Consider the following 23,525-nt stretch of genomic DNA (forward strand, 5'->3'; position numbering starts at 1 on the left):
TTTTGATGTGAGAATAAAGTCTTTTTCTGGGTCAGAATTATCATGCAGCATATTTACTAATACACCTGCATAAGGCTTAAACCATGTTCTATCATTAAAATAGTTTTCAAGACCGTGAGTTGACACATACTCTTTGGCAGATTGAATATTTTTAGATAACTCGGGTGGATTTTTAGTAAAAGAATCAGTATCACTGAAATCTCCATCAACCAAAATTGAAAAATATACATTTTTTCCAGAATGTTTAAAAAATGAAAAGTAATATTCTACTGGAATGCCAAATCTAAAAGCACGAGATAACTGAGTATTAAACTTAATTTTAAAATTATTTTCACTGATAAAACTATCCCATCTCATTTTAAAATCTCATCCCTGAAACAATAAAGATATCATTATCGATTTCTTGACTATTCCATAAAACTTTTTTTACTTTGAACGGTTTAATTTGATTAGGTATTTTGAGATAGATATTTTGACTTTGACTCTTTGGAATTATCATATCATTATTTCTATTAAGATCAGGAGAAACAAGGACAACAGCTTTTAAATTACTGAGTAATGAATTTGCGTATAGGGTGCTCGCATATTCAAAATATAGCTCTCTAGATTTTTTTTGTCCGGCAGTAACCGCGCTCAATTTACAAGTATTGTAATTATAGCTGAAGATCAAAAATATTATTATAATTATTCTAATTATCGCTTTCATCCCAAGATTCTCTTCAATTTTGCTCACTTTTCTTCTCAAAATATTTCACAAGCTTATCCAGAACAGAACGACCAAGGTCGGTCTGAAGCTGTGAACGTAGAACCTGCACATCTGGGGGCAGTTCGGTCACAGGGTTACCAAATTTATTGATCATTAAAGTGTAATCTTCAACGAATTTTGATGTGAGAATAAAGTCTTTTTCTGGGTCAGAATTATCATGCAGGATTTTTACTAATACACCTGCATAAGGCTTAAACCATGTTCTATCATTAAAATAGTTTTCAAGACCGTGAGTTGACACATACTCTTTGGCAGATTGAATATCTTTAGAGAATTCGGGTGGATTTTTAGTAAAAGAATCAGTATCACTGAAATCTCCATCAACTAAAACAGAAAAGTATAAATTTCTTTCAGAATCTTTAAAAAATAAAAAGTAATTTTCTACTGGAATGCGAAATCTAAAAGCACGAGATAATTCACTATTAAATCCGATTTTAAAATTATTTTCACTGATAAAACTGTCCCAGCTTATATTTATAAATCTCATCCCCGAAACAATAAAGATATCATTATCGATTTCTTGACTATTCCATAAAACTTTTTTTACTTTGAATGGATTAATTCGACTTGGAATTTTTAGATCATTATAAATATTTGTTTTTCTAATATCTTCCGCCTTATCAAGATCGGGAGAAACAAGGACAACAGCTCTCAAATTACTGAGTAATGAATTTGCATATAAGCTGCTCGCGTATTCAAAATGCAACTCTCTTGGAGATAATTTTTTTGTGTCAGCTCTAGCCTTACTGTCGATTAGATTTGAGTTAAACAGTATAAATACAATTAAGATAAATCTATTAATTAATTCCATTCCAAGACTCCCTTCTGTTTTGTGCATTGTCATTATCTGGCTCAAGTTCAAAATTATCTTCTAAATGATATGTAAAGTAATATAGATAAGCCTGTTTGAATATGTTTTCTTTTGCTTTCCACTCCATATATTTTGGCCTCTGCCAAACTGGCTTATTCTCTTCTGGTTGTCGTTGTAAAAATCTCATTGTAAATTGCAGTTCTTTATCAATTGCTGCTGAATACATTCCATATATAAGGCTTTTTGCTACCGAATCAGCTTGAGATTGATTTGCAAGAACCTCCATATTGAATCGAGCTTTTCCATTAGTTTGCATTTCGACATTGCTGTATGAATTTGTAATAAAGTGATGAACCCCTGCATTAATTGCTACATCACCACACCCACCATCCCCGATAGATTTGACTCCCAAATATTGATCCCGATGAAACTCTTCCTCAGCTTGAACCAGATTATAATACTGATTTGATACAGTATTAAATAGGTATGTGCCATTTGTTATCATAGCGCCTTGAGGCCATGCATCCATAATGACATTAAAATGTCCATCTCCCAGTTGCGTCATGCTAATTAATTGAAAATTCAAGTTTGTATTTGCAACATCATAATGAGAATTCACCCCTCCGTCTCCAATGGGAAGATTAACATTAATATTCGTTGTGACTGTTGTGCTAAATGGCTGACCACCTAATTCACCACTGATATGAGCCGTAATATAATAGTTTGGTTTATTGTCCTTACCCAGAGTCGTTGCTGGTTGGGTGAGGCTATATTGCCCGTATCCATACCAATAAACCTTTTCCACAGCCCCTGTCCAGGATTGCGATGGACTTTGGGTTGTATTTGTTATCGCATTATCTCCACTACCTGATCCGACGAGCACTTTTCCGATATGGTTGGTGGGGTTTTGTGTGTCCAAGGTGACCAACCAAGTCACATTGCTGATTGTAAGGACATTAGCTGGTGTTGTTGTAATAATAAATCGATTCGATTGACTGTCTTGTGCTGTATACGCATCAGGGGTCAGATTAAACTTAATCACATTGACATTGAGATTGGTGGTGCTTGTGCCCACGGTTGCCGTGACAGTGAAATTACTCATCGCATTGGTGGGGAAGACCACGGTATTCGATGCTGTCGTCCCGGACATGGCTGTTCCATTGGTTTCCCATTTCGGCCAGCCCGACGGAAATGTGCTTCCTCCCGAGGGAACCGCTGTGTAATTGTTTGTCGATCCGGCCAACACGTTTGTGGCTCCGATAATATTGCTGATCCCCACGATTGTCACGCTGATATTCGTCGTCCCGGTATTCGTGTAGCCCACTCCATTTAATAAGCCTGTGTGCGTCGCTGTCAGGGAAATATTTGTCTCCCCGAGGGTTGTGATGGATTGGATACTTGTATTTGTGATTCCTCCACCCGCCCACGAATACGTGGTGCTGTTTGTCGTCACAGTTTGTCCCGGAACAGATCGCCGAAGCCACCAGATATGCATTCGTGTCCCCGACGGCGATCAATCCCGATGGACTCGGGGTGATTGTCACCACCAAGGAACTGCTCGCCGCTCCCACTGCCAGCATCATTCCTCCCCCCATCACCACCATAATCAATTGTATCCGCAATCGTCCCAAGATTCCCCTCTCCTTTTCCCTGTTCTTCATCGTTTCCCCTTGCTTCATATTCTTTTTACTCCTTGGCTCCGAGATTTTGTGTGTTGTCATTGTTTACTTTGAAACTGATTCCCACCTCATCCAGAGGGATGTCCACGCCGGGTTCACCCTGTTGCGGGGTGTCGGTGCAGACTTCGCCCTGGGCGTTGACCACGGTGTTTAGCGCCTCGTTTTTCATCGCATTGAGTCCGTGTTGATCCGGCGAACCCGCCAGCAGGGGGAATTTCTCCAGATTCAGCGTTTTCTCGAAGCCCAGCGGCGGCTCCGCTTTGACCTCGATTCTTTTGCCTTTGAGGGATTCCCCCTCCAGCACCAGGCCAAATCGTGGCACTGACCACCATCCCATGACCCGCCCGTAAATGAAGTTCCATCCTTCCTTGAGAAAGATTTGTTGGTTCTTTTTCGGGTGCCAGTGGTAACCATTGTGATTGGAATATTGGTCATGCTCGATCAGGACATGATTGACCCAAACCATTTGCGTGGAGCCGAACATGCCGATATCCCCGTTGAATTGGGGTTCATACGCCGGGAAATGCGCCGTCACGACCATGTCCTCAGGACTTTTGATCCATGTGGCAAAAAAACACACACCGGAGGTTTGATCGTCACGGGCGGTGACGATATTGTCCGACACCTTCGACATCCGCTTGGTCCAGCGGGCGGTGTTTTTCTGTCCTTTGGCATCAACCGTCAGATCGTCCCGGTAGGAGGCGCTCGCCTCCAGCTCCTTGTCCGCCGGATATTCCGTCCGGAAAAGCAAGTCCATCAGATAGAGATTCGCGGAATGCGCATCCTGCGGATGATTCGGCATTTCCTTGTGCCCAAATGTGCCCCCGACCAGCCAGGTGCGAATCGGCACTTTCGCCTGTGCCATGACAGGAGCACACAGACACAGGAGCAAAAGCACCAAAGTAGAAGCGGCTTCCAGCCGCTTAACCTTGCTCCTGACACAAGCGGCAAGAGGCAGTTTCCACTTTGTGGACAAATGGGACAAGCGGGAGCTTATCCCTCCAAAAACACAAGCGGTAAGATGCCGCTTCCACTTGCCGAACGAAGCTTTCACGGCACAACCCCTCCAGAGTTTCGTGAGTGAATGTGTGCGCCATGAAAATCACGGGCGCATCTTTAACAACATCCTCAAATTTTTTTCAAACAGTTTCTTTTTATTGACTGAATATTATCAAATATATAATTCAATTTTTTTCAATGCCCGCTTGATTAAAATTAACTTTTCAAAATTTTTAATAACAGAAAACTGTCAATCATTAAACCTTTATCTTGACGTTATTATTTCATTCAAAATGAACCCTCTCTTTTCCTCTTCCATAAGAATCCGATGAGCAAAGACATCGACTTTGCGATTGACAAAGTCGCAATATTGCGAATATCCTATGAGGAACATGCCAGCGATTAACGTCCTGATTTATTGTGAGGAAAACGGGTCTTGTCCTTTGTTGGATTGGCTAGATGACATGCCTCAAAAGGTTCGTGCTAAATGTCTGGTGAGAATTGAAAGGCTGTCTGTCATGGGGCATGAATTGCGCCGTCCTGAGGCGGATTATCTTCGGGACGGCATTTATGAACTCAGAGCCACCTATCAGGGTGTCCATCACCGCATCCTTTATTTTTTCCATGGAAAAACAGCGGCTATTCTTTCCCATGGGATCGTCAAAGAGTCCGCTGTTCCTCCCAAGGAAATTGATCGTGCCATTGAAATGATGAAAAAATTCAAGTCGGATCCCGTCAAACACACTTATCAGGAGAAAACCCAATGAAAAAACGAACATCACGCACAAACGCCGTCAGCATCATTCACCGCCGTTATGTGAAATCCAGTCAGAAACGGTTGCTGGAACTCGAAGAGGAGCGGTTGAATGCCAAGGTCGCCAGGGAAATTCATCGCCTGAGGCAAGAGCATCAATTGACTCAGGCACAATTGGCCAAGCGGGTGGGAACAACCCCTTCTGTCATCAGCCGTTTGGAGGATGCCGACTATCAAGGCCACTCATTGTCGATGCTCCGCCGGATTGCCTCATCTCTTGATCAGCAGGTGGAAATCCGATTCATCCCGGTCAAACACAAACTCCAAGCCGCCTGATCTCTTGACTGGTTCGAATATTCCGTTCAATTCGCAGTGATTCTGAACCGCTCATCTCCGGTTTTGAATCCAGATGACCTCGGGCAGATCCAGTTTGTCGATCTCAAAGTGGAGCTTCTGCCCCATGACTTTCCCCTCCATGGGTTTCAGGGTCAAGGGGTTGACAGCTAGACACGCCCGCAGACATCTGTAGGCCCATCAAAAGAATTCCATTTCATTTTTCAATCTCCCCCCAGGGTGGAATCATCATTCGGGATCATTTCGATATTTTTGTGGACACCTGACTTTGATTCGGTTTGTCTGATGAAGGGAATCGGGCATCCGAAAATGGTTCCCAATCAAAAATAATCCGGGGATAATTCCATCATGACTTCCTTTATTGAAATGCTCACCCCTCTGCCGGTGAAAGTTTTTGAGCCGGGAGACGCCATCATTGATGAGGAATACGCCCATGCGCCGCTTTATTTTCTCAAACAAGGGCGTGTTCTGATCTCCCGTGGCGGTGTGTCCATCTGTGAGGTTTCTGAACCCGGCGCGATTTTTGGCGAATTGTCTTTTCTCCTCTCAACCCCCGCTACGGCCACTGTCAAAGCTTTGGATCGCTCGGAATTGTATTATGCGGAAAATGCGGAGCAATTCCTGCGCGAATACCCCGACACACTGCTGGAAGTGTCCCGCCAGCTTGCACAAAGGTTGATCGCCATTGACCGGCATTTTGTGGAAAGCAAAAACGCCTTTGATGAATTGCTCGCCGATCAGGAGTCCAGCCCCACTCATCAACCTCCCCCACCCACCACTGAAAATCATCCTCTCGTCAGTCTTTGGCAAAAAACACAAAAAAGCCTCGTGCGCTACTGGCACGGCGCCAAAGATTAATTTGATTTAAACAATCGTTCACTCAAGGAATCCTCCCATGAAGCCATTCGTCGAAATCGTCGCCTCACTGCCCGTCAGGCAATTTGCACCGGAGGAATTCCTCATTCGTCAACAATCTCCTGCTGGGCATGTTTTCATTTTGGCGGAAGGAACCGTTCGCATCATTCGCGACGACATTGAAATTTGCCAGATTCATGAGGTGGGGTCTTTTTTCGGTGAAGTCTCCAGTCTGACCAATCAACCCACCACAGCCAGCGTTCAGGCCGTCACCCCGGTCAAAGCCCATGTCATTGAGAATCCCATGCAATTTGCCTTCGACTATCCCGTGGCTGTTTACATGATGGCGGTGCAACTTGCCCAGCGTCTCGCACATGTGGACACGCAGTTGACCCAGATCAAACGGGACTATCAGGAGATGTATCGGCGACTGTCGGAAATTTCCATGGTCTAAAATAGTCCTGATACTTTCTTTTCCCAAAAGATTTCACTGTTCCCAACAACAACAAAAGATCACATTACACGTCAAACCCAAAACAAGGAGAACCCTGCAATGGCTATTAAAGTTGGTTGTTTTGCATTGATTAACCCTTTCCGCATTCTGGACGCTCAACTCCAGCAAATTCAAGATTGGGGATTCAAATACGGTGATGTCACGGATAATACCGACGGGGCTTGTCTCGGCGCTGAATTTGGATTCACGGCCGTCGCCAGTTTGGACGCAAATCCCTTCGATCTCAAACGCATGTTTGAGAGTCATGGAATCACGATCACCAGCTACTGTTGCCACGCCAATCTGCTGGATCCGGCGGCCCCGTGGCGCTACGGCACAGCCCAGATCATCAAGGGGGTTCGGTCCGCCGCTGCCATCGGTGTCAAACATGTCATCACCACAGAGGGGGAACCGCACACATCCTTCGGGCAAAAACTCTCGGAAAAAGAAATGGTTTTCAGCGTGCGTGAAAAATTGGCCGAACCCCTCCGCGTCGCCGCTGATCATGGGGTGAAAATTCTTTTCGAACCCCATGGGCCTGTGTCCTGCCGGATGAACCTGACTGAGGCGGTGCTTCATGAGTGTGATTCATCCGCCCTCGGCATTAACCTCGACACGGGCAATCTCTGGCTCGGCGGCGGCGAACCTGTCGAATACGTGAAAAAATTCGGCAAAAAAATCGAGCATGTTCATTGGAAGGACATGCCGAAGGATTTGGAGCATCAAAGGGGGAAAGTGTTTGGCTGTGGCATGGCCTTGATTCCGCTGGGCGCAGGGGTTGTCGGGATCAAATCCGTTTATGAGGAACTCGTCAAAGCGGGCTTTCACGGATTCACCACACTGGAAGTCGCCGGCGAGGATGCCGTTAAGGGAAGTTACAAATTCCTCAAAGACTTGGGCGCCGAATAGTCTTTCCAAACCCAAATTCACTCAAAAACCCCCTGAGTCTTCACACTCGGGGTTTTTCATGCCTTTTCCCTCTCTTCTAAAATGAGTGGCCGCAGTGAGCCGAATCACGGGGAGAGGAAAAACTCTCTCAACTGCTCCAATGCCCGCGCCCGGTGGCTGATTTTATTTTTTCATCATCCCCGAGCTGGGAAAATGTCTGGCAATATCCCTCGGGCACAAAAAGAGGATCGTAGCCAAACCCCCCCTCCCCTTTGGGTTGATGAATGATGACACCCCGGCAAATGCCCGTGAAAAGCCCTGCCAATGAATTTCTTTTTGCGAGGGCCATCACGCACTTGAATTGAGCCGCCCGCTCCCTCCCTTTCACCTCGGAGAGTTCCCGGAGCAATTTGCGGTTATTGGCGGCGTAAATGTGTTCATCAGGATGTTTTTCATCATCCGCATAGCGGGCGGAGTAAACTCCCGGTCTCCCCTTGAGCGCATCCACCTCCAGCCCTGTGTCATCGGCAAGCACGTAGTCAATCTCACGGCCTTCAGTCATCCGCGCCATTTGCCTGGCCACTTCCAAGGCTTTTTTTTCGGCATTCCCTTCAATGGTCGCCGCGTCTTCGACAACCTCGGCAATTTGCTCGAAAGCGCTGACAGGAAGCAATTCGACCCCTTGCCCGAGAATCTGCCCGATTTCCCGGAGCTTGTGTTCATTGCGTGTGGCGACGAGTATTTTCATTTGCGCAAATTGTTTCAAATCATCTTTGGGAGGTTTTTTTGTCTTTGGCTTCCGAAATCGTGATGACAACGGCAAAACCCACATCCTGATCATGATGTTTTTGAAATGAACCGCTCACGACAGAATACTCGTCCATTCGCAAAAACACTTTTGACTGCGTTTTGTGTTCTGAAAACGGCGGGTTCCGGGAATCATCAGCGCCCCGAATCTCCTCATCATGTGAAGACGGTTGATGAATTTCGATGTCACTGATCTGGAAATCCAGCATTGCCGAGCGTCCTTGGGGAACAGTTTCAATTTTGGCGGTCATGGAGACACCTTCACGCATGGAAGTTTTTTGGTCATTCCGGGTGACAATCACCTCCTGGAAATCTTCCGCACGCCCCACCTCACCGGGAATCACCCTGATTTTAAGGGTTTTATGTTGGATCTTTTTATCGCGCAGCAATCGAAAATATCTCGACTGAGGAATGCTGCGCACCCTTTGCTCCGTTTGCCCTGCTTGAGGCAGCAAATCTTTCATGGTGTCCGGATGCCCCTTAAAAATCGTGGCCTCAATTTCATACAGGCTCTGGGCTGCGAGAAATTGACCCGACGCAAAAAAACAGAGCCCCATGAGCGCAAACATGTGTTTCCATAAATTCATGGGAAGCACTCAAAAGGTTTTTTCCGATTAATTCAATCTCAGAGAAAATCACACGGACTCTGGTTGATAAAAATTGTCTGGGCTCAAGAAAATGGGTTGACCACGCTCAATCGTCCAAATTTCATGCCGTTTTGAAGGTCTTCGCTGCAAAGTTCACGACATTCCAGAGACTGTGCCGCCGCGATGATGGCCGCGTCCCAATAGGAGATTTGATACTGAGCTTTGATCTTGAGAGCGTTGTCAAAAATAGCGATGGACATATCAACCACTGGAAATCTTCTCCAAACATGAATAAATTCCAAAGCCTCGGCATGAGAGAGACGAACAGCGGACAGCTTTGTCGCATTCACATAGAACTCCTGCAATACTTGAACAGACAGCCCCAGATCATCCCTTTGAAGCAATTCTCTGGCCTTGTCCGTCTTGGGCTTTTCAACGGCATCCGTGCTCACGGCATAGAGCAGGATATTTGTGTCAACGAAGGCTCTTGCGGTCATGCAATTTGTCCCGGGATATTTTTGCCCCCACCTTAAATGTGCGTTTTCTGGAAAAGAGTTCGTTCATCTTTTCTTTCCTCACTTCGAATTCGCTTTTCTGTCCGGCAAGATTTTTGAGGAATCCGGTGACCAACATGCTGACCGAGGTGTCATTTTCCGCCGCCTTGATCCGGGCGGAACGATAGACATCATCTGACACAGAAACTGTGATATTTTTCATATTCTCACAGTATCACAGTATTTGAATAAAAACAAACAAAAAACCAATCAGTGTGCATCTGCGCCCATCTGCGGATAAACCCTCTGCTTCCTACATGTGGGCGATGATATTGTCGCCGAATTCGGAACACTTGATCTGGGCGGCTCCGGACATCAGGCGGGCGAAGTCATAGGTGACTTTTTTCGAGCCAATGGCGCCATTGAGTCCTTTGACGATCAGGTCGGCGGCTTCGATCCAGCCGAGGTGGCGGAACATCATTTCCCCGGAGAGAATGACAGAACCGGGATTCACCATGTCTTTGCCCGCGTATTTGGGCGCGGTTCCATGTGTCGCCTCGAAAATGGCGTGACCGGTGATGTAATTGATATTGCCGCCGGGGGCGATGCCGATGCCGCCGACTTGGGCCGCCAGCGCGTCGGAGAGATAGTCACCGTTGAGATTGAGTGTGGCAATCACATCGAAATCCTCCGGACGGGTGAGCACCTGCTGGAGGGTGATATCCGCAATCGCGTCTTTGATCACGAGACCCGCGCCGGGTTTTCCTTCCGGAATTTTGCACCACGGCCCCCCGTCGATTTCCACCGCGCCAAAATGTTTTTTGGCGACTTCATAACCCCAATCACGGAATCCTCCCTCGGTGAATTTCATGATATTGCCCTTGTGAACCAATGTCACAGACTTGCGCCCGAGACGAATGGCGTATTCAATGGCCGACGACACCAGACGGGCTGTTCCCAAACGGCTCACGGGTTTGATGCCGACACCCACCTCGACCTTGTGTGCTTCCGTCGATGTGCATCCCGCAGCTTTGGCGAATGCCTCCGTTTTTTCCGCTGTGCCAAAACGAATTTTCTGAAAGTCCTTCGGAGACTCTTTTTCCAGCCAGGACAAAAACTTTGCGGTCAGATCGGAGTCTGACGCCCAATCGATTCCCGCATAGATGTCTTCGGTATTCTCACGGAAAATCACCATGTCCACTTTCTCCGGAGCTTTCACGGGCGAAGGAACCCCGCTGAAATACTGGACTGGACGCAGACAAACATACAGGTCAAGCATCTGGCGCAGGGCGACATTGAGGGAACGAATTCCTCCACCGACCGGAGTGGTCAGGGGGCCTTTGATGCCCACGAGAAATTCCTTAAAAGCCTCCACCGTGTCATCTGGCAGCCAGCTATTGAAGCGTTTAAAAGACTCTTCCCCTGCAAAAACCTCCATCCAAGCGATTTTTTCTTTCCTCCGTAGGCTTTTTGCACGGCGGCGTCCATCACCCGTTCACTCGCCGCCCAGATGTCCGGCCCGGTACCGTCGCCGCGAATGAAGGGAATAATCGGCTGGTCGGGAACAGTCAGGTTGCCGTTTTGAATCGAAATTTTTTCCCCTGCGGGAACCTTGCATGTCGTGTAAGCCATAATCTTTGAATGTCCTTCGCGTGTGAAATTTCAGTAATTGAAGCAATTTGTTTTATCCGGAAAGCCGGATGGTTCAAGAAAATCTTTCCGATCATGTCATTTGATGGGAAAACGTCATTTGACAGATATTTCAACCGGCTGATAGGCGCGGCGCTTGCGACAAAGCGCCCCAAGTATCAAAACAGTCAGTAAAAGGGGCCAAGTGGCGGGTTCAGGAATGCTTTGAACCTCTTGTAGAAATGTGAAATAGGCGCCTTGAAGGCCGAGATCGTCAGCATATTTTAAATTCCAGACCAGGGAATGAGGGTCTGCTTGGAGAAGGGCAGAGGCAAATTTTTGAATTTCAGACTGAAAGCTCACACCCATCATGATATCACCCACACCAGAAAAATCCCCGGTGTAAGCAGGAGACCAAGCGTTGTCGGCAAATGACAATCCGGACAGAGATCCCCAAAAGCTGGTCAATTCAGAACCAATGCCCGCCATGAACACATTGTTACTGATGAGGGAGGCATCATGGGTGTTCGGGGCGATGACATCGAAATGAATGAGGCCAATCGTCGCATTGGTCGTAAAAAATGTGTTGTCAAAGACCAGACTCAAATCGAAACCGCCTCCTTCCATGTAATCCCCATAATAAAATCCCGAACGCCCACCGATCACAAAATTATCATGAATAACATTGCCCGATGAGAGAAAGACTCTGGGGTCATCTGCTGGCAACTCAGATGCGACTTGAATCCCCGAGGCGGGCCCATTTCCAAATCCATTCGTGACAAAAAAAGATTCGTCATACGTGCTGTATATCACATTTCTCCGCAGGATTCCTCCGACAGAACCATCCAGATAAATGCCCGCTGAGTAGACATCAAAAACCACATTCTCCTCTGCAATATTGCCAATGCCCGCCAAAATAATCCCCTCCCCATAACCACGATGAACGACATTATTCCGAACAACAGAATTTGACGAGCCGATCCCGATGCCATTATTCCAATGATCAGTGGCAGATCGCTCCTGATTGTGAAGGGCATACAGCGTGACGGTGTTCCCCTCGACAAGGAGGCTGTGGGTGCGTGTGCCATCAGCATTATTCCCCGTAACGATCGCGCTCCTGTATGCATTGCTCACCACATTGCCCACAATCGCGACATTGCTGATGGTGACCCCCGGATCAGCAAAAAAAGTGATCCCGCTTTCACGAGAGTTCCTGACCACGAGGTTGGACACAGTGATAAAGGAGCCACCGATTGTAATGCCATTTCCACCCCCACCGGGAGCAAGCCCATTGGAGCCGTCATATCCTCCGTCAAAAATCGCCTCTTGCCCAGGCACACTGGTCAGCAGGGTGCGATTCAACTCTGTGCCTGAAATCGAATTTGGAAGATAGGGCATGGAGCTGTAAACACCTCCATACATGAAAATTCTATCTCCAGGGGAGATGTGATTCCAAATCACATTCTGTAATCCCGAGCCTGCATCCGCATTGATCGGAGTCATATCTCCTCCGATCAATCCTGAGTCTGCCTGTGTCCAATCATACAAAGCTCCATTTGTGGAGAAATACCAATCCCGAGATTGGAGAGTTGTCATGCTTGCGAGAAAAACAACAGATGTCATCCACAGAGCAACAATTTTATGTGAGAGGAGCATATTAATTCTGTTTATTTGTATATATGCAGTGTTTTTGGGTTGATCGTGTCAATGAGGTTGTAATCATGCCTTAACTTTACACCACTTCCTTCTGTTCCTCATCAAACCGTCTCAGTGGCAGGAAAAAGATCGTGAGCATGCCGGGAATCGTTGCCAGGCACACCATCGTGAAAAACCAAGCATATCCGAGGCTGGCTTGGAGGTAACCACTGACCATGCCGGGCAACATCATTCCCATGGCCATGAAGCCGGTTGAAATCGCGAAATGAGACGTTTTAAAGCGTTCATCCACACTCCTCATCAGGATGACTAGGAAAGCAGTGAACCCAAAACCGTATCCAAATTTTTCCAGCACCACAAAGACCCCTGCGATTCCGATGTCCGGCAGCGCTGTCGCCATGTAGATGTAGGCGAGATTCGGGAGATGAATCGCCCCAACCATCGGCCAGAGACATTTGCGCAGACCAAATCGGGCAATCAAAATCCCTCCCAGAATTCCACCCACCAACAGCCCGATGGTTCCATAAGTGCCATTGATGATGCCGACTTGTTCGGTGTCAAACCCCAGCCCACCCGCGCCCGATTGATCCATCAGGAAAGGAGAGATCATTTTCACCAACATCGCCTCACCCAGTCGGAAGAGAAGGATGAAGGCGACAATGATCCCGATGTCTTTCTGGCGGAAATAACAGGCGAATGCGTCCAAAAATCCTTTGCCCATTTCCTTCAAACTGCTTTTTTCCCGTTGGCTGTCCGCAGCGGGCTTTGGCAAATAAATCCAATGAAAAAATGCAAGAAGCAGAAAAAGGCCGCAAACGAGTAAAAACACATATTTCCAACTCTCCGCCGGACTGATGCCTTGATTCATCCAATACCCGGCCAAGGCAACGAGCAATCCGGCCCCGGTAATCGCGGCGAGCCGGTAAAATGTGGAACGAATGCCGACATAGAACGCCTGCTTTTGCTTGTCCAATGCCAACAAATAAAAACCGTCCGCAGCGATATCATGGGTCGCAGAGGCAAATGCGATCAAAATCAAAAAGGCCAAAGATGTGGCAAAGAAAAACCCCGTGCCAAAGGACAGGGCCACCAGAAAAAATCCGATCGCCATGAGCGCTTGTGTGGCAAGAATCCAGGAACGTTTGGTTCCGGTCAAATCCACCACCGGCCCCCAGAGAGGTTTGATGACCCATGGCAAATAAAGCAGACTGGTCAAGCCGATGAGTTCATTCGACACTCCCATTCCTTTGTAAGCGACCACAGAGGCGTCATTGACCATCACATACGGAAGCCCCTCGGCAAAATAGAGTGTGGGAATATAAACCCAAGGCCAAGGGGACTTAAAAAAACGGCTCATCAGATAGGATTACTCCAAAAGTTGCGGATAATGCCTCTGCGCAAAAGCCTTGCAATGATCGAGAATCTCCTGGGGGTAATGCATTTGCATGACCTCTTGGGCCAGTTGTTGCGCCTCCTGATGGCTGAAGAGACGAATCGCCTGTTTGATAAAAGGAACCTGAATGGAGCCAGTGCTGATCTCGTCAATGCCCAGTCCAATCAGCAGTGGTGTCAGGGTGATTTCCCCGCCCATCTCACCGCAGATGCCACACCAGATGCCTTTGCGGTGCGCGGCTTCAGCAGTGAGCTTGATCAATTGAAGAATCGCGGGATGCGTGGGTTCGTAAAGGTAGGCAATTCGCTCGTTCACACGATCCACGGCGATGGAATATTGAATCAGATCGTTGGTTCCAATGCTCAGGAAATCAACCTCCTCAGCGATTCGATCCGCGGTCAGGGCGGCTGAGGGAACCTCAATCATCGCCCCCGTGCTGATGTGTTCATCAAAGGCTTTGCCCTCTGCTCTCAACTCATTTTTGCATTGTTCCAAAAGGGCATTTGCATCCAGCACTTCCTTCACCCCGGAAATCATCGGATACATGATTTTGACATTGCCCTCCGCGCTGGCCCTCAAAATCGCGCGCAGTTGCGTCTTGAAAACATCCTGTCTGGCCAGACAGAAACGGATGGCCCGCCAGCCGAGGAAAGGATTCATCTCCTGGGGAATTTGAAGATGCGACAAAAATTTGTCCCCACCAATGTCAAGAGTTCGAACAATGACAGAATGCGGCTTAATGGTTCTGGCCACCTGCGCATAAGCCTCATATTGCTCATCCTCCGAGGGCAATGTGTCACGGTTGATAAAGAAAAACTCTGTGCGGTAGAGTCCGATCCCCTCCGCGCCATTTTCGACGACATGCGCGACATCCTCCGGCAGTTCGATATTCCCTGCCAGATGAATCCGGCGTCCGTCAGTGGTCACCGGCTCGACAAAACGAACCTCGTCGAGCTTGTCCTCGATTGTTTGTTTCTGCGACTCGATCTGGCCGTATTCCCACAGGGTTTTTTCTGTGGGGTTAATGACCAACACCCCTTTGTAACCATCAATGAGGATATACTGGTCATTCTCGATAATCTCACTGATGTCGTGGAGTCCGACAACCGCCGGGATATTCAGCGACCGGGCCATAATGGCGGTGTGCGATGTGCGGCTGCCGATGTCCGTGGCGAATCCTTTCACATTGCCACGATCCAGAGTCGCAGTGTCGGACGGGGACAGATCATAAGCGACGATGATCCTGGGTTCAGGAAGGTCATTGAGAGTGCGATGCTCCAATCCCATGAGATTGCGAAGCACCCGACGGGTGACGTCCTCAATGTCCGCCACGCGTTCCCGCAAATAGTCGTCATCGATTTGTTGAAGCGATTTGATATAACGACGGGCGACACGACTGTAACAAAACTCTATGCACAAAAGCGAGGACTGCATCTCCTTAACCGCCTGCATGATCAGCGAACTGTCCTCGACCACAAGCAAATGAGCGTCGAAAATGCTGGCATCCTTTTCCCCGATGGATGAGGCGATTTGCTTTTGGATGGCGGTAATTTCCTCACGGGTTTTCAGCAGCGCCTGCTCAAGCTTCGCCACCTCTCCGTCGATTTCCTCAGGAGTAATGACTTTGCGGCGAACCCTTTGCGTGTATCGTCCGATGACAATTGTGCGTCCATGCGCGATTCCGGGGGACACACCGATCCCCTGAAATCTCTGTTCTTGCGCGCTGGAATTTTGTTCATCCGACATAGACTCGTTCTCTCTTAAAGTCTTTCAAGACGAGTCTCAATAGAAAAAATCGCGATGGAAGGAAAATCTTTGGAAAAAAATCAGGGGCAAATGACCCAAAAGAAGACTGAACAAGCAAAAACGAGACTATTCCTCACCGAATTTACGCTCAAGCAATGACTCCAAATCACGAATCGCCGCATCCGCATCAAACCCGCGTGCTGTCACACGGAGCTTCGAACCGCACCCGGCAGCCAGCATCATTAACCCCATGATACTCTTGCCATTAACCTGTTCGCCATCCTTTTCCACCCACACCTCGCACTTGTGATTGTTGGATGTTTTTACGAACATCGCCGCCGGTCTGGCATGTAATCCCATACGGTTGAGTATGGTCAATTCCTTGGTGATTTCGTGATCTTGTTTTTCAACCGTCTTGGACATAGGCACTTATTTACTTGAATTCATTCGTTCGATCAAGCGTTTATTAAAATCTTTTGCGGAATCGAACCCAAAGGATTTGAGCTTCGAGTCCAAAGCGGCGACCTCGACCAATCGGGCCAGATCGCGACCGGGGCGAACCGGAATCTCCACATGACGCACTTTTTCACCCAAAATCTCGTAAAATGAATTGTCCAGACCGGTTCGATCCACATTCTGAGCCTCATCCCACTCCACCAAGGTCACGACCAAATCCACCTTTTTCTCAACGGTGATGCTCTTGACCCCGAAAACTGAGGCGACATTGATAATTCCAAGCCCTCGAACCTCGATGTGGTTGCGGGTAATGTCCGGCGAGGTGGCGATCAAATCTTTTCTCTCACGCAATCGGATGTAGGTCACATCATCAGCGACAAACGAGTATCCCCTCTCAATCAATGCCAAAACGCATTCGCTTTTTCCGATCCCGCTTTTTCCCCGGATCAGAACCCCCACTCCGGCGATGTCCACCATGCTGGCAAATTCACTTGTCTGCGGGGCAAAGTGCTGTTCCAGCACCAAAGTGGCCTTGTTAATCAGCTGCATCGTCACCTGTGAGGATCGGAAGAGGGAGAAATTTTCCTCATTGGAAACTTTGATGAGTTCTTTGCCGGGGAGCAAATTGCGCGCGAAAATCAGGCAGGGAATCTTTCGGTTAAAAAGGGAACGGATTCGTTTGACCTGCTCGGCGGCGGGAAGAGACTTCAAGTAAGTCATCTCGGCGCTCCCGATGACTTGGACACGTTTGTCGGCAAAAAAACGAAAGAATCCGGCCAATGCCAGACCGGGGCGGTTCACCGTCGCCTCATCGAATTTTCGAAAAGCCCCCCTTCCCCGCTGAGCATCTCAATGCCCAATGTCCCGCCGTAACTATTGTAAAAATCCTCCACCGTGATGTATTCGACTTGTTTGGGCATGGTTCCTCGGGCGTGTGCGGGTGGCGGGGATGTGATTACTTTGTGGTGGGAATAATGACGGCAAAGTCTCCGTCTGGACGGCGATGAACGACATTAATAATCTCCGTCTCGGTGTTGAAAAACACCAGAAACGGCTTGTCATTAATGGACATTTCCAAAATCGCCTCGTCGAGGGACAGCGGACGAATGACGGTTTTCTCGGTGTGAATCTCCCGTGGCTTGACGTGTTCCTCATCTTCAGAAACCGTATGAAAATCCGCCCGGTAAACCGGCATGTTGATCTCTGTGGGGACATATTTGCGTGGACGGTGGCTCTTGAGCAATTTGGTCTTGTGCTTGCGCATTTGCTGGAGAACCTTGTCAATCGACAGATCGATGGACGCATACATGTCGTCGGTCGTCGCATGGGCCTCGATGACGATGTGGTTGTTGCAGTGCAGGACAAACTCGGCTTTTTGACGGTGTTTTCAATTGTCAAAATCGCATGGGCGCTCTGAATGCGGGGGTAATCGGGGGAAAGATGCTCGACTTTTTTTGCGCGTATTCCTTGAGCGCCGGTGTGATATCGACATGGCGACCGGTGACATGAATCGTGAAGTGATGGTCTTTTTGCATAAAATTTTCCCTCTGGTCGGATTTGGACTTTTCCCGATCTTAAACGGACGCCGTCTTCCGTGTAAATTCAGAACTTGTCCTCAGTCCCCGCCATTTGCGCTTTTGGCGGTTTCATGACTTTTTCCCGTCAGGGAGTCCATCGCCGCCTGTCCGAGATAGTGGGAGGCTCTCCATGTGTGATACCCGATTCTGTCCAACCATCTCATGGCGTCAAGCAATTCGAGACCTTGGTCGGGTTTCCAGACTCCTTGGGCGGACTCTTCCAGCACAGAAGCCCGCTCTTGCCTCCTTTCGTTGGCCAGTTCTGTGGCCGCTTTTTGAATCGTCTCCAGCCAGACTCCCCCGGGCTGTCCAGAGAGCAACCCCTCATATCCGGTTTGCAAGATCTGACGACAACGGCGCACGGCATCCTGCAAAATCTCATTTGTCCCGGGTGAGGTCATCCCCGGGGGCGCATCAAAATGTGTCTCCAAGCGCGTCAAATGGTCAATGGCATGGAGAAGATAAACCCGTCCTCGGGAAACTGGTTCAAAATCCGTGAGCACAGGGATGCGGGCGAGAAAATCCCGTGTCCGGATCAGCGCCTCCTGAACCCGGAGGCGTTGGGCCGATTCCTGAATTTCACCTTTTGCCGCCAGGCTTTGCTCCAGAAGCCTGAAAAGCTCCCCCGCTGTGTCCGTCATGCAGCGCCGCGTGGCCTCAAGCGCGACAGGAGGCATATTCAGCAGTGTGTCATCAAGATGACTCGTCAATATCGGCCCACGGTCGGGCAAGAGTCTCGTGATAAACGAGGCAAAAAAATCAACAAAGGGAAGAAAAATCAAGACTCCCACGCCTATGAAGAGTGTGTGAAATGCCGCCAGACTGGTCGCGCCAGGATCAAGTCCAAAATTTTCCTGTGCCCAAGAGATGAGTCTCAAAAAAACAGGCAAACAAATCACCGCGATCAGCCCCGAGGCAAGATTAAAGATCACATGCGCCAAGGCGGTCCTTTTGGCCGGCACACTGCCCCCGATGGCGGCGAGCGCTCCGGTGACGGTGGTGCCGATGGCCGCCCCGATGACCAGTGAGGCGGCTTGGTCGAAATTCACCACACCGGAATACAAAGCCGTCAAAGTCGTCGCCACCGCCGCGCTGGACGATTGCATGATCACGGTCAAAAGAATGCCGACGATCATCGCCAGCAAATGAGCCAGCAAACCGCCTGAGGGAAGTTTCGACAGGTTCAAATGTTCGGACAGGGATCCATCCCGGCTTGCAATGATTCAATTCCCACAAAAATCAGGCCAAAACCCGCCAAGGCCATTCCAAGCACACGCCATCTCCCGCGGGCGAGCAGCCGCATTAATGCCCCCACCCCGATGAGGGGCAGAACGTAATAGCCGATGCTCACCTTTAATCCCAGCGCCGAAACGAGCCAGCCGGTGCTGGTCGTGCCGAGACTCGCGCCGAAAACCACACCGAGGGCCTGGGGAAATGTCAGCAGTCCGGCGCTGACGAACCCGATCACGGTTACCGTCGTGGCGCTGGAGGATTGCACCAATGCGGTGATGATTGTTCCGCTCATGAATGCTTTCCATGGCGCCCCCGTGAATCGAACCAATGTTTTTTTCAGGGAATCCCCGGCAAAGGCTTTCAGTCCGTCGGTCAAAAGAAGCATTCCCACCAGAAAAATTCCGATTCCCCCGGCGAGTTTGAAAATCATCTCAGTCATGAGGAAAATAAACTAAATCAAAACCGGATTTGTCGGAAGAGAAAATGGAGCGGGTGAAGGGATTCGAACCCTCGACATCAACCTTGGCAAGGTTGCACTCTACCAACTGAGTTACACCCGCATCGTGGAACGCATCCTGCCTCGTTCCTGTCTTTTCTGCAATACAAAAATTTACTGTTTCAATTTTCTTTGTTTTACCCCCATGATCAAGGGCGGATCAATCATGAGCACGGAATCATCCACAGTTCAAGCACCGGACTACTCGACAGGCGCATTGGCGCGAAGACTTTGGGGATTGGTCGGCGAATACCGGTCGGATTGCCTTAAAATCCTGCTGGTTCAATTGGGCGTTGTGATTCTGACCTTGGTCGCCTTGGCTCTGACGGGAACGGCGATTGATTTTCTCCATCATTCGATTGACCCGGCTTCCTCCAATTTCCGTGAGCCATTTTATTTTCCCTGGTTGCCGGGACACAGTCCCATGTTGCGAATTGTTGAGTTGTCCGCATTGATTCTTTTTTTCGCCCTGCTTCGAACATGGCTCAATTACAAGGCATTCATGATGCTGGCGGTCACCACCGAAAAAGACATCGTCGCGACATTGCGCTCCCGCGTTTATGACAAAATGCAGCGTCTCAGCTTTCGATTCTTTGACGCGAATGCCAGTGGCAGCCTCATCAACCGCGTCACGGGCGACTCGCGCGGAGTGGCCATGTTTTTCAATGCGGTGCTGATTCCGGCCATTATTCTCATTCTCTCACTGGGTGTCTATCTGGCATACATGATTCATCTGAGTCTGAGCCTGACACTGGTTTCTCTCGCCACGACTCCCCTGCTCTGGTGGCTGACGACACGGTTTTCCAAGGTGGTGCAGCCGGAATACACCCGCAACCGTGAGCTGATGGACAAGCTGGTTCTCACGCTGTCCGAAAGTGTTCAAGGCGCCCAAGTGATCAAAGGCTTCAGCCGCCAAAAAGACCGCAAGGCAAAATTTGGCGCGATCAATGACGAGGTGAGCTCCCATCAAAATGAAATTTTCGAGAAAGTTAGCCGTTTCACCCCGATTGTTGAATTCATCACGCAGTTTAACATCATCATCGTTCTTTCCTACGGCGGATGGCTGGTCATCGAGGGCAAATTGCCTCTGGGCGCGGGACTCATTGTTTTTGCCGGCCTGCTCCAGCAGCTCTCCAACCAAGTGGCCAATATCGCCAATCTGGCCAATACGGCCCAGCAGAGTTTCATCTGCGCAAAACGGGTCTTTGAGGTGCTGGACAAACCCTTGGAGATTCAGTCCAAACCCAATGCGCTGTCACCGCATGATCTCAGAGGAGAATTGGAATTCCAAACGGTGTCCTTTTCCTATGATGGCGATGATGCGGAGCTGGAGAATATTTCTTTCAAAGCCTCGCCGGGGCAAAAAATCGGGTTCATCGGCGCCACGGGCTCGGGCAAGAGCACGCTCTTGAGCCTGATTCCCCGGTTTTACGACCCGTCACAGGGTTGCGTGCGGATCGACGGCCATGATTTGCGCGATCTCGACTTGGGCGCATTGCGCGCGCGGATCGGGCTGGTTTTTCAGGAGAATTTTCTTTTTAGCAACACCATTGCCGCCAATATCGCTTTCGGTCATCCGGAGGCCTCTTTTGAAAAAATCCAGCGCGCGGCGCAACTTGCCTCGGCGGAGGAATTCATCACCTCTCTGCCCGACGGATACAACACCATCATCGGTGAGGACGGGGTCAATCTCTCGGGCGGACAAAGACAGCGCATCTCCATCGCGCGGGCCATTCTGCTGGAGCCGACGATTCTTCTGCTTGACGATCCCACAGCCTCTGTGGACGCGGAAACCGAAAAGGACATTCTCGACTCTTTGGAGACCGCCTCGGCGGGGCGGACGACGATTTTGATTTCAAACCGCATCAGCGCGATTCGGAAATGTGACCGCATTCATGTCCTTGACCGGGGACGAATTGTGCAGTCGGGAACGCATGAGGAGCTGGTGTCTCAGAATGGCATTTACCGAACCTTCACCCATATTCAGTATGGGGAATCCTCCCGTCAGGAGGTATCCGAGCCATGAAAAAGGAGACTTCCAAAGACACTTTGGTCAAAAGGGCAAGCCCCGCTGATGAGGTGGAGGAGCAGTTTCAGACAGTTCATTTCAACTGGTCCTTGGTGCGGCGCCTTTTTGACCTGACACTGCCCCACCGCAAATTGCGCGACAAATTGCTCCTGACAGTCGTGCTCCGCGCCATTCAACTGCCCATTCTGACTTGGATGATCGGGGTGATCATTGATGGCCCGATTCGCCGCGGGGACTTTGGCCAAACCCTGCTTTATTGCGCGGGGCTTCTGCTTTTGGTGGTTTTCACGGAGGTGGTTTTCTACTATCGGATGAAATTTGCGTTGATCCTGGGAGAGAATGCGGTCAATGACCTGCGCCGCGAGTTTTTTGCGAAGCTTCAGCAGATGCCGATGAGTTATTACCACACGACCCGTCTGGGCCGCATCATCAGCCGCGTCACCTCCGACATCGAAAGCCTGCGCGTGGGCATTCAACAGGTCTTTTTTGTTTCAATGGTGCAGGCTGGTCAGATGATTTTTTCGGCGATCTTCATGATTTATTATGACTTTGTGCTTTTTTGCATCGTCTTGGCCATGGCTCCGGTCATTTATCTCTTGAACCAACAATTCCGATCCCATGTGACCCGGGCCACACGGTCGGCGATGGAGAGTTGGAGCCGGGTCACGGCGACGATTGCGGAGTCTGTCAGCGGCATTCGGGTCACTCAGGGTTACTCGCGTCAGGAACGCAACGCCCGGCTTTTCAAATCCCAGGTGGATGAACACAGCTCCCTGAATGTCGAAGTCGCCCGTGCCCAAGCTGTTTTTCAGCCGCTTTTGGAGTTTAACAGCCAGTTCTTTATCGTGGCCCTGATTCTCATCGGTGGATGGCAGGTGCTGCATCCTTCGGCGGCCACAAGCATCGGGGACATCATTCAATTCTTCTTTTTGGCCAATCTCTTTTTTGCCCCGATTCAGGTTTTGGGAACCCAATATGCCATGCTGATGCAGGCGCTGGCGGGGGCGGAGCGCATTTTCAAGGTTCTGGACTCGGAACCGGAGTGGACGGACAGTCCCACGGCCATTGACCTGCCGGACATTTCAGGGCATGTGATCTTTCGGGATGTCACTTTCGGTTATCACAAAGACCGTCCGGTTCTTCACAGCATCAGTTTCGAGGCCCGACCGGGGCAGTCGGTGGCATTGGTCGGTCACACGGGCAGCGGAAAATCCTCCATCATCAATTTGCTGGGGAAATTCTATCTCCCGGATTCCGGCCAGATTTTATTCGGAGGCCGGGACATTCGTGAAATCACCTCCTCCAGCCTCCATCGCCGCATGGGCATTGTTCAACAGCAGAATTTCCTTTTCACAGGAACCATCCTCGACAACATTCGTTTTTCAAAACCGCTTGCCACAAATCTTGAGGTCATTGAGGCGGCGAGGAATCTGGATTGTCTGGACATGATTGAATCCCTGCCGGAGGGATTCAACACCCAAGTCGGCGAAAAGGGCGCGAGCCTGTCCTTGGGGCAACGCCAGATGGTTTGTTTTGTGCGCGCTTTTCTGGCCGACCCCCGCATCCTGATCCTCGACGAGGCGACGAGTTCCCTGGATGTTCTCACGGAGAAACGCATCCAGAATGCCATCGGCAAATTGCTCGAGGGCCGCACGAGTTTTATTGTCGCCCACCGCCTGAGCACGATTCGGCACGCAAATCTCGTTCTGGTGCTTGATCAGGGGCGCATCGTTGAGGCGGGCACTCATGAGTCGCTGCTTGCCCTCGGCGGTTATTACTCCTCGCTCCACGAGCAGTTTGTTCACTGAAACCCCCATCCATAA

Annotated in this window: 29 protein-coding genes and 1 tRNA gene; 8 read left to right on the plus strand and 22 right to left on the minus strand. The window is 49.4% G+C overall.

Annotation, left to right across the window (positions count from 1 at the left end; genetic code table 11):
• The 6 genes from QQ055_RS05370 to QQ055_RS05395 all read right to left on the minus strand — a co-directional run.
• Window positions 1-357: hypothetical protein (locus QQ055_RS05370; protein ID WP_286004322.1), on the minus strand; the 357-nt coding region annotated here is incomplete at its 3' end.
• Between the two features lies 1 nt (window position 358).
• On the minus strand, window positions 359-733 hold the full coding sequence (locus tag QQ055_RS05375; RefSeq protein ID WP_286004323.1) for a hypothetical protein: 375 nt from the start codon (window positions 731-733) through the stop codon (window positions 359-361).
• Entirely contained in the window at window positions 720-1,604 is an 885-nt protein-coding gene (locus QQ055_RS05380; protein WP_286004324.1) for a hypothetical protein, read from the minus strand. The genes QQ055_RS05375 and QQ055_RS05380 overlap by 14 nt, the downstream gene beginning before the upstream one ends.
• Window positions 1,564-2,727: a hypothetical protein gene (locus tag QQ055_RS05385; RefSeq protein ID WP_286004325.1), complete on the minus strand. Its 1,164-nt coding sequence runs from the start codon at window positions 2,725-2,727 to the stop codon at window positions 1,564-1,566. Before QQ055_RS05385 ends, QQ055_RS05380 begins: the two co-directional genes overlap by 41 nt.
• Entirely contained in the window at window positions 2,672-3,298 is a 627-nt protein-coding gene (locus QQ055_RS05390; protein ID WP_286004326.1) for a hypothetical protein, read from the minus strand. The genes QQ055_RS05385 and QQ055_RS05390 overlap by 56 nt, the downstream gene beginning before the upstream one ends.
• Window positions 3,264-4,121 carry a hypothetical protein gene (locus tag QQ055_RS05395; RefSeq protein WP_284475461.1) on the minus strand — a complete coding sequence of 286 codons (858 nt, stop codon included), beginning with the start codon at window positions 4,119-4,121 and terminating at the stop codon, window positions 3,264-3,266. The genes QQ055_RS05390 and QQ055_RS05395 overlap by 35 nt, the downstream gene beginning before the upstream one ends.
• Here QQ055_RS05395 and QQ055_RS05400 point away from each other — a divergent pair.
• The 6 genes from QQ055_RS05400 (at window position 4,120) to QQ055_RS05425 (ending at window position 7,620) form a co-directional block, all read left to right on the plus strand.
• Entirely contained in the window at window positions 4,120-4,587 is a 468-nt protein-coding gene (locus QQ055_RS05400) for a hypothetical protein (RefSeq protein ID WP_284475462.1), read from the plus strand. The two genes, QQ055_RS05395 and QQ055_RS05400, sit on opposite strands and share 2 nt — an antisense overlap.
• A gap of 51 nt (window positions 4,588-4,638) precedes the next feature.
• Window positions 4,639-5,022: a type II toxin-antitoxin system RelE/ParE family toxin gene (locus QQ055_RS05405; protein WP_284475463.1), complete on the plus strand. Its 384-nt coding sequence runs from the start codon at window positions 4,639-4,641 to the stop codon at window positions 5,020-5,022.
• Window positions 5,019-5,345: an XRE family transcriptional regulator gene (locus QQ055_RS05410; RefSeq protein WP_284475464.1), complete on the plus strand. Its 327-nt coding sequence runs from the start codon at window positions 5,019-5,021 to the stop codon at window positions 5,343-5,345. The genes QQ055_RS05405 and QQ055_RS05410 overlap by 4 nt, the downstream gene beginning before the upstream one ends.
• Window positions 5,346-5,711: 366 nt before the next feature.
• A complete protein-coding gene (locus tag QQ055_RS05415) occupies window positions 5,712-6,221 on the plus strand; it encodes a Crp/Fnr family transcriptional regulator (protein ID WP_284475465.1) in 510 nt (169 codons plus the stop codon).
• Window positions 6,222-6,258: 37 nt separating this feature from the next.
• Window positions 6,259-6,672 carry a Crp/Fnr family transcriptional regulator gene (locus tag QQ055_RS05420; RefSeq protein ID WP_284475466.1) on the plus strand — a complete coding sequence of 138 codons (414 nt, stop codon included), beginning with the start codon at window positions 6,259-6,261 and terminating at the stop codon, window positions 6,670-6,672.
• A 99-nt stretch (window positions 6,673-6,771) separates the two neighbouring features.
• Complete coding sequence (locus tag QQ055_RS05425) at window positions 6,772-7,620, plus strand: sugar phosphate isomerase/epimerase family protein (protein WP_284475467.1); 849 nt, start codon at window positions 6,772-6,774, stop codon at window positions 7,618-7,620.
• 127 nt (window positions 7,621-7,747) lie between these two features.
• Here QQ055_RS05425 and QQ055_RS05430 read toward each other — a convergent pair whose 3' ends face one another.
• From QQ055_RS05430 to QQ055_RS05500, 16 genes are all read right to left on the minus strand, one after another.
• On the minus strand, window positions 7,748-8,365 hold the full coding sequence (locus tag QQ055_RS05430; protein ID WP_286004327.1) for a non-canonical purine NTP pyrophosphatase: 618 nt from the start codon (window positions 8,363-8,365) through the stop codon (window positions 7,748-7,750).
• A gap of 1 nt (window position 8,366) precedes the next feature.
• Complete coding sequence (locus QQ055_RS05435) at window positions 8,367-8,993, minus strand: hypothetical protein (protein ID WP_284475470.1); 627 nt, start codon at window positions 8,991-8,993, stop codon at window positions 8,367-8,369.
• 83 nt (window positions 8,994-9,076) lie between these two features.
• Window positions 9,077-9,490, minus strand: a complete 414-nt coding sequence (locus tag QQ055_RS05440; protein ID WP_284475471.1) for a PIN domain-containing protein — start codon at window positions 9,488-9,490, stop codon at window positions 9,077-9,079.
• A complete protein-coding gene (locus QQ055_RS05445) occupies window positions 9,468-9,710 on the minus strand; it encodes a hypothetical protein (RefSeq protein WP_284475472.1) in 243 nt (80 codons plus the stop codon). Before QQ055_RS05445 ends, QQ055_RS05440 begins: the two co-directional genes overlap by 23 nt.
• Window positions 9,711-9,800: 90 nt before the next feature.
• Window positions 9,801-10,925 (minus strand): NADP-dependent isocitrate dehydrogenase, encoded by a 1,125-nt coding sequence (icd, locus tag QQ055_RS05450; RefSeq protein ID WP_432805997.1) that lies wholly within the window; start codon window positions 10,923-10,925, stop codon window positions 9,801-9,803.
• The gene (locus QQ055_RS10880; protein WP_432805998.1) at window positions 10,817-11,119 is read right to left on the minus strand and encodes a hypothetical protein; all 303 of its coding nucleotides are present in this window, start codon (window positions 11,117-11,119) and stop codon (window positions 10,817-10,819) included. Before QQ055_RS10880 ends, icd begins: the two co-directional genes overlap by 109 nt.
• A gap of 114 nt (window positions 11,120-11,233) precedes the next feature.
• The gene (locus tag QQ055_RS05455) at window positions 11,234-12,619 is read right to left on the minus strand and encodes a PEP-CTERM sorting domain-containing protein (RefSeq protein ID WP_285963130.1); all 1,386 of its coding nucleotides are present in this window, start codon (window positions 12,617-12,619) and stop codon (window positions 11,234-11,236) included.
• A 229-nt stretch (window positions 12,620-12,848) separates the two neighbouring features.
• Window positions 12,849-14,129 (minus strand): MFS transporter, encoded by a 1,281-nt coding sequence (locus QQ055_RS05460; RefSeq protein WP_285963131.1) that lies wholly within the window; start codon window positions 14,127-14,129, stop codon window positions 12,849-12,851.
• 9 nt (window positions 14,130-14,138) lie between these two features.
• Window positions 14,139-15,911 carry a phosphoenolpyruvate--protein phosphotransferase gene (gene ptsP, locus QQ055_RS05465; RefSeq protein ID WP_284475476.1) on the minus strand — a complete coding sequence of 591 codons (1,773 nt, stop codon included), beginning with the start codon at window positions 15,909-15,911 and terminating at the stop codon, window positions 14,139-14,141.
• Window positions 15,912-16,037: 126 nt separating this feature from the next.
• Window positions 16,038-16,334 carry an HPr family phosphocarrier protein gene (locus QQ055_RS05470; RefSeq protein ID WP_284475477.1) on the minus strand — a complete coding sequence of 99 codons (297 nt, stop codon included), beginning with the start codon at window positions 16,332-16,334 and terminating at the stop codon, window positions 16,038-16,040.
• A 6-nt stretch (window positions 16,335-16,340) separates the two neighbouring features.
• Window positions 16,341-17,168, minus strand: coding sequence for an HPr(Ser) kinase/phosphatase (hprK, locus tag QQ055_RS05475; protein ID WP_284475478.1), 828 nt, complete (start codon window positions 17,166-17,168; stop codon window positions 16,341-16,343).
• Entirely contained in the window at window positions 17,165-17,287 is a 123-nt protein-coding gene (locus tag QQ055_RS05480) for a hypothetical protein (protein WP_286004328.1), read from the minus strand. Before QQ055_RS05480 ends, hprK begins: the two co-directional genes overlap by 4 nt.
• Window positions 17,288-17,322: 35 nt before the next feature.
• Window positions 17,323-17,727, minus strand: coding sequence for a ribosome hibernation promotion factor (locus QQ055_RS05485; protein WP_349775321.1), 405 nt, complete (start codon window positions 17,725-17,727; stop codon window positions 17,323-17,325).
• A gap of 255 nt (window positions 17,728-17,982) precedes the next feature.
• Complete coding sequence (locus tag QQ055_RS05490) at window positions 17,983-19,131, minus strand: Na/Pi cotransporter family protein (protein ID WP_286004329.1); 1,149 nt, start codon at window positions 19,129-19,131, stop codon at window positions 17,983-17,985.
• Entirely contained in the window at window positions 19,128-19,607 is a 480-nt protein-coding gene (locus QQ055_RS05495; RefSeq protein WP_286004330.1) for a Na/Pi symporter, read from the minus strand. The genes QQ055_RS05490 and QQ055_RS05495 overlap by 4 nt, the downstream gene beginning before the upstream one ends.
• A gap of 54 nt (window positions 19,608-19,661) precedes the next feature.
• Window positions 19,662-19,737 (minus strand) — tRNA-Gly (locus QQ055_RS05500).
• A 3-nt stretch (window positions 19,738-19,740) separates the two neighbouring features.
• On the opposite strand from QQ055_RS05500, the gene QQ055_RS05505 reads away from it, so the two are divergent.
• Window positions 19,741-21,699 carry an ABC transporter ATP-binding protein gene (locus QQ055_RS05505; protein ID WP_286004331.1) on the plus strand — a complete coding sequence of 653 codons (1,959 nt, stop codon included), beginning with the start codon at window positions 19,741-19,743 and terminating at the stop codon, window positions 21,697-21,699.
• On the plus strand, window positions 21,696-23,510 hold the full coding sequence (locus tag QQ055_RS05510) for an ABC transporter ATP-binding protein (protein ID WP_284475484.1): 1,815 nt from the start codon (window positions 21,696-21,698) through the stop codon (window positions 23,508-23,510). The genes QQ055_RS05505 and QQ055_RS05510 overlap by 4 nt, the downstream gene beginning before the upstream one ends.
• Window positions 23,511-23,525 lie beyond the last annotated feature (15 nt).

This window comes from Geitlerinema calcuttense NRMC-F 0142 (assembly GCF_030285425.1).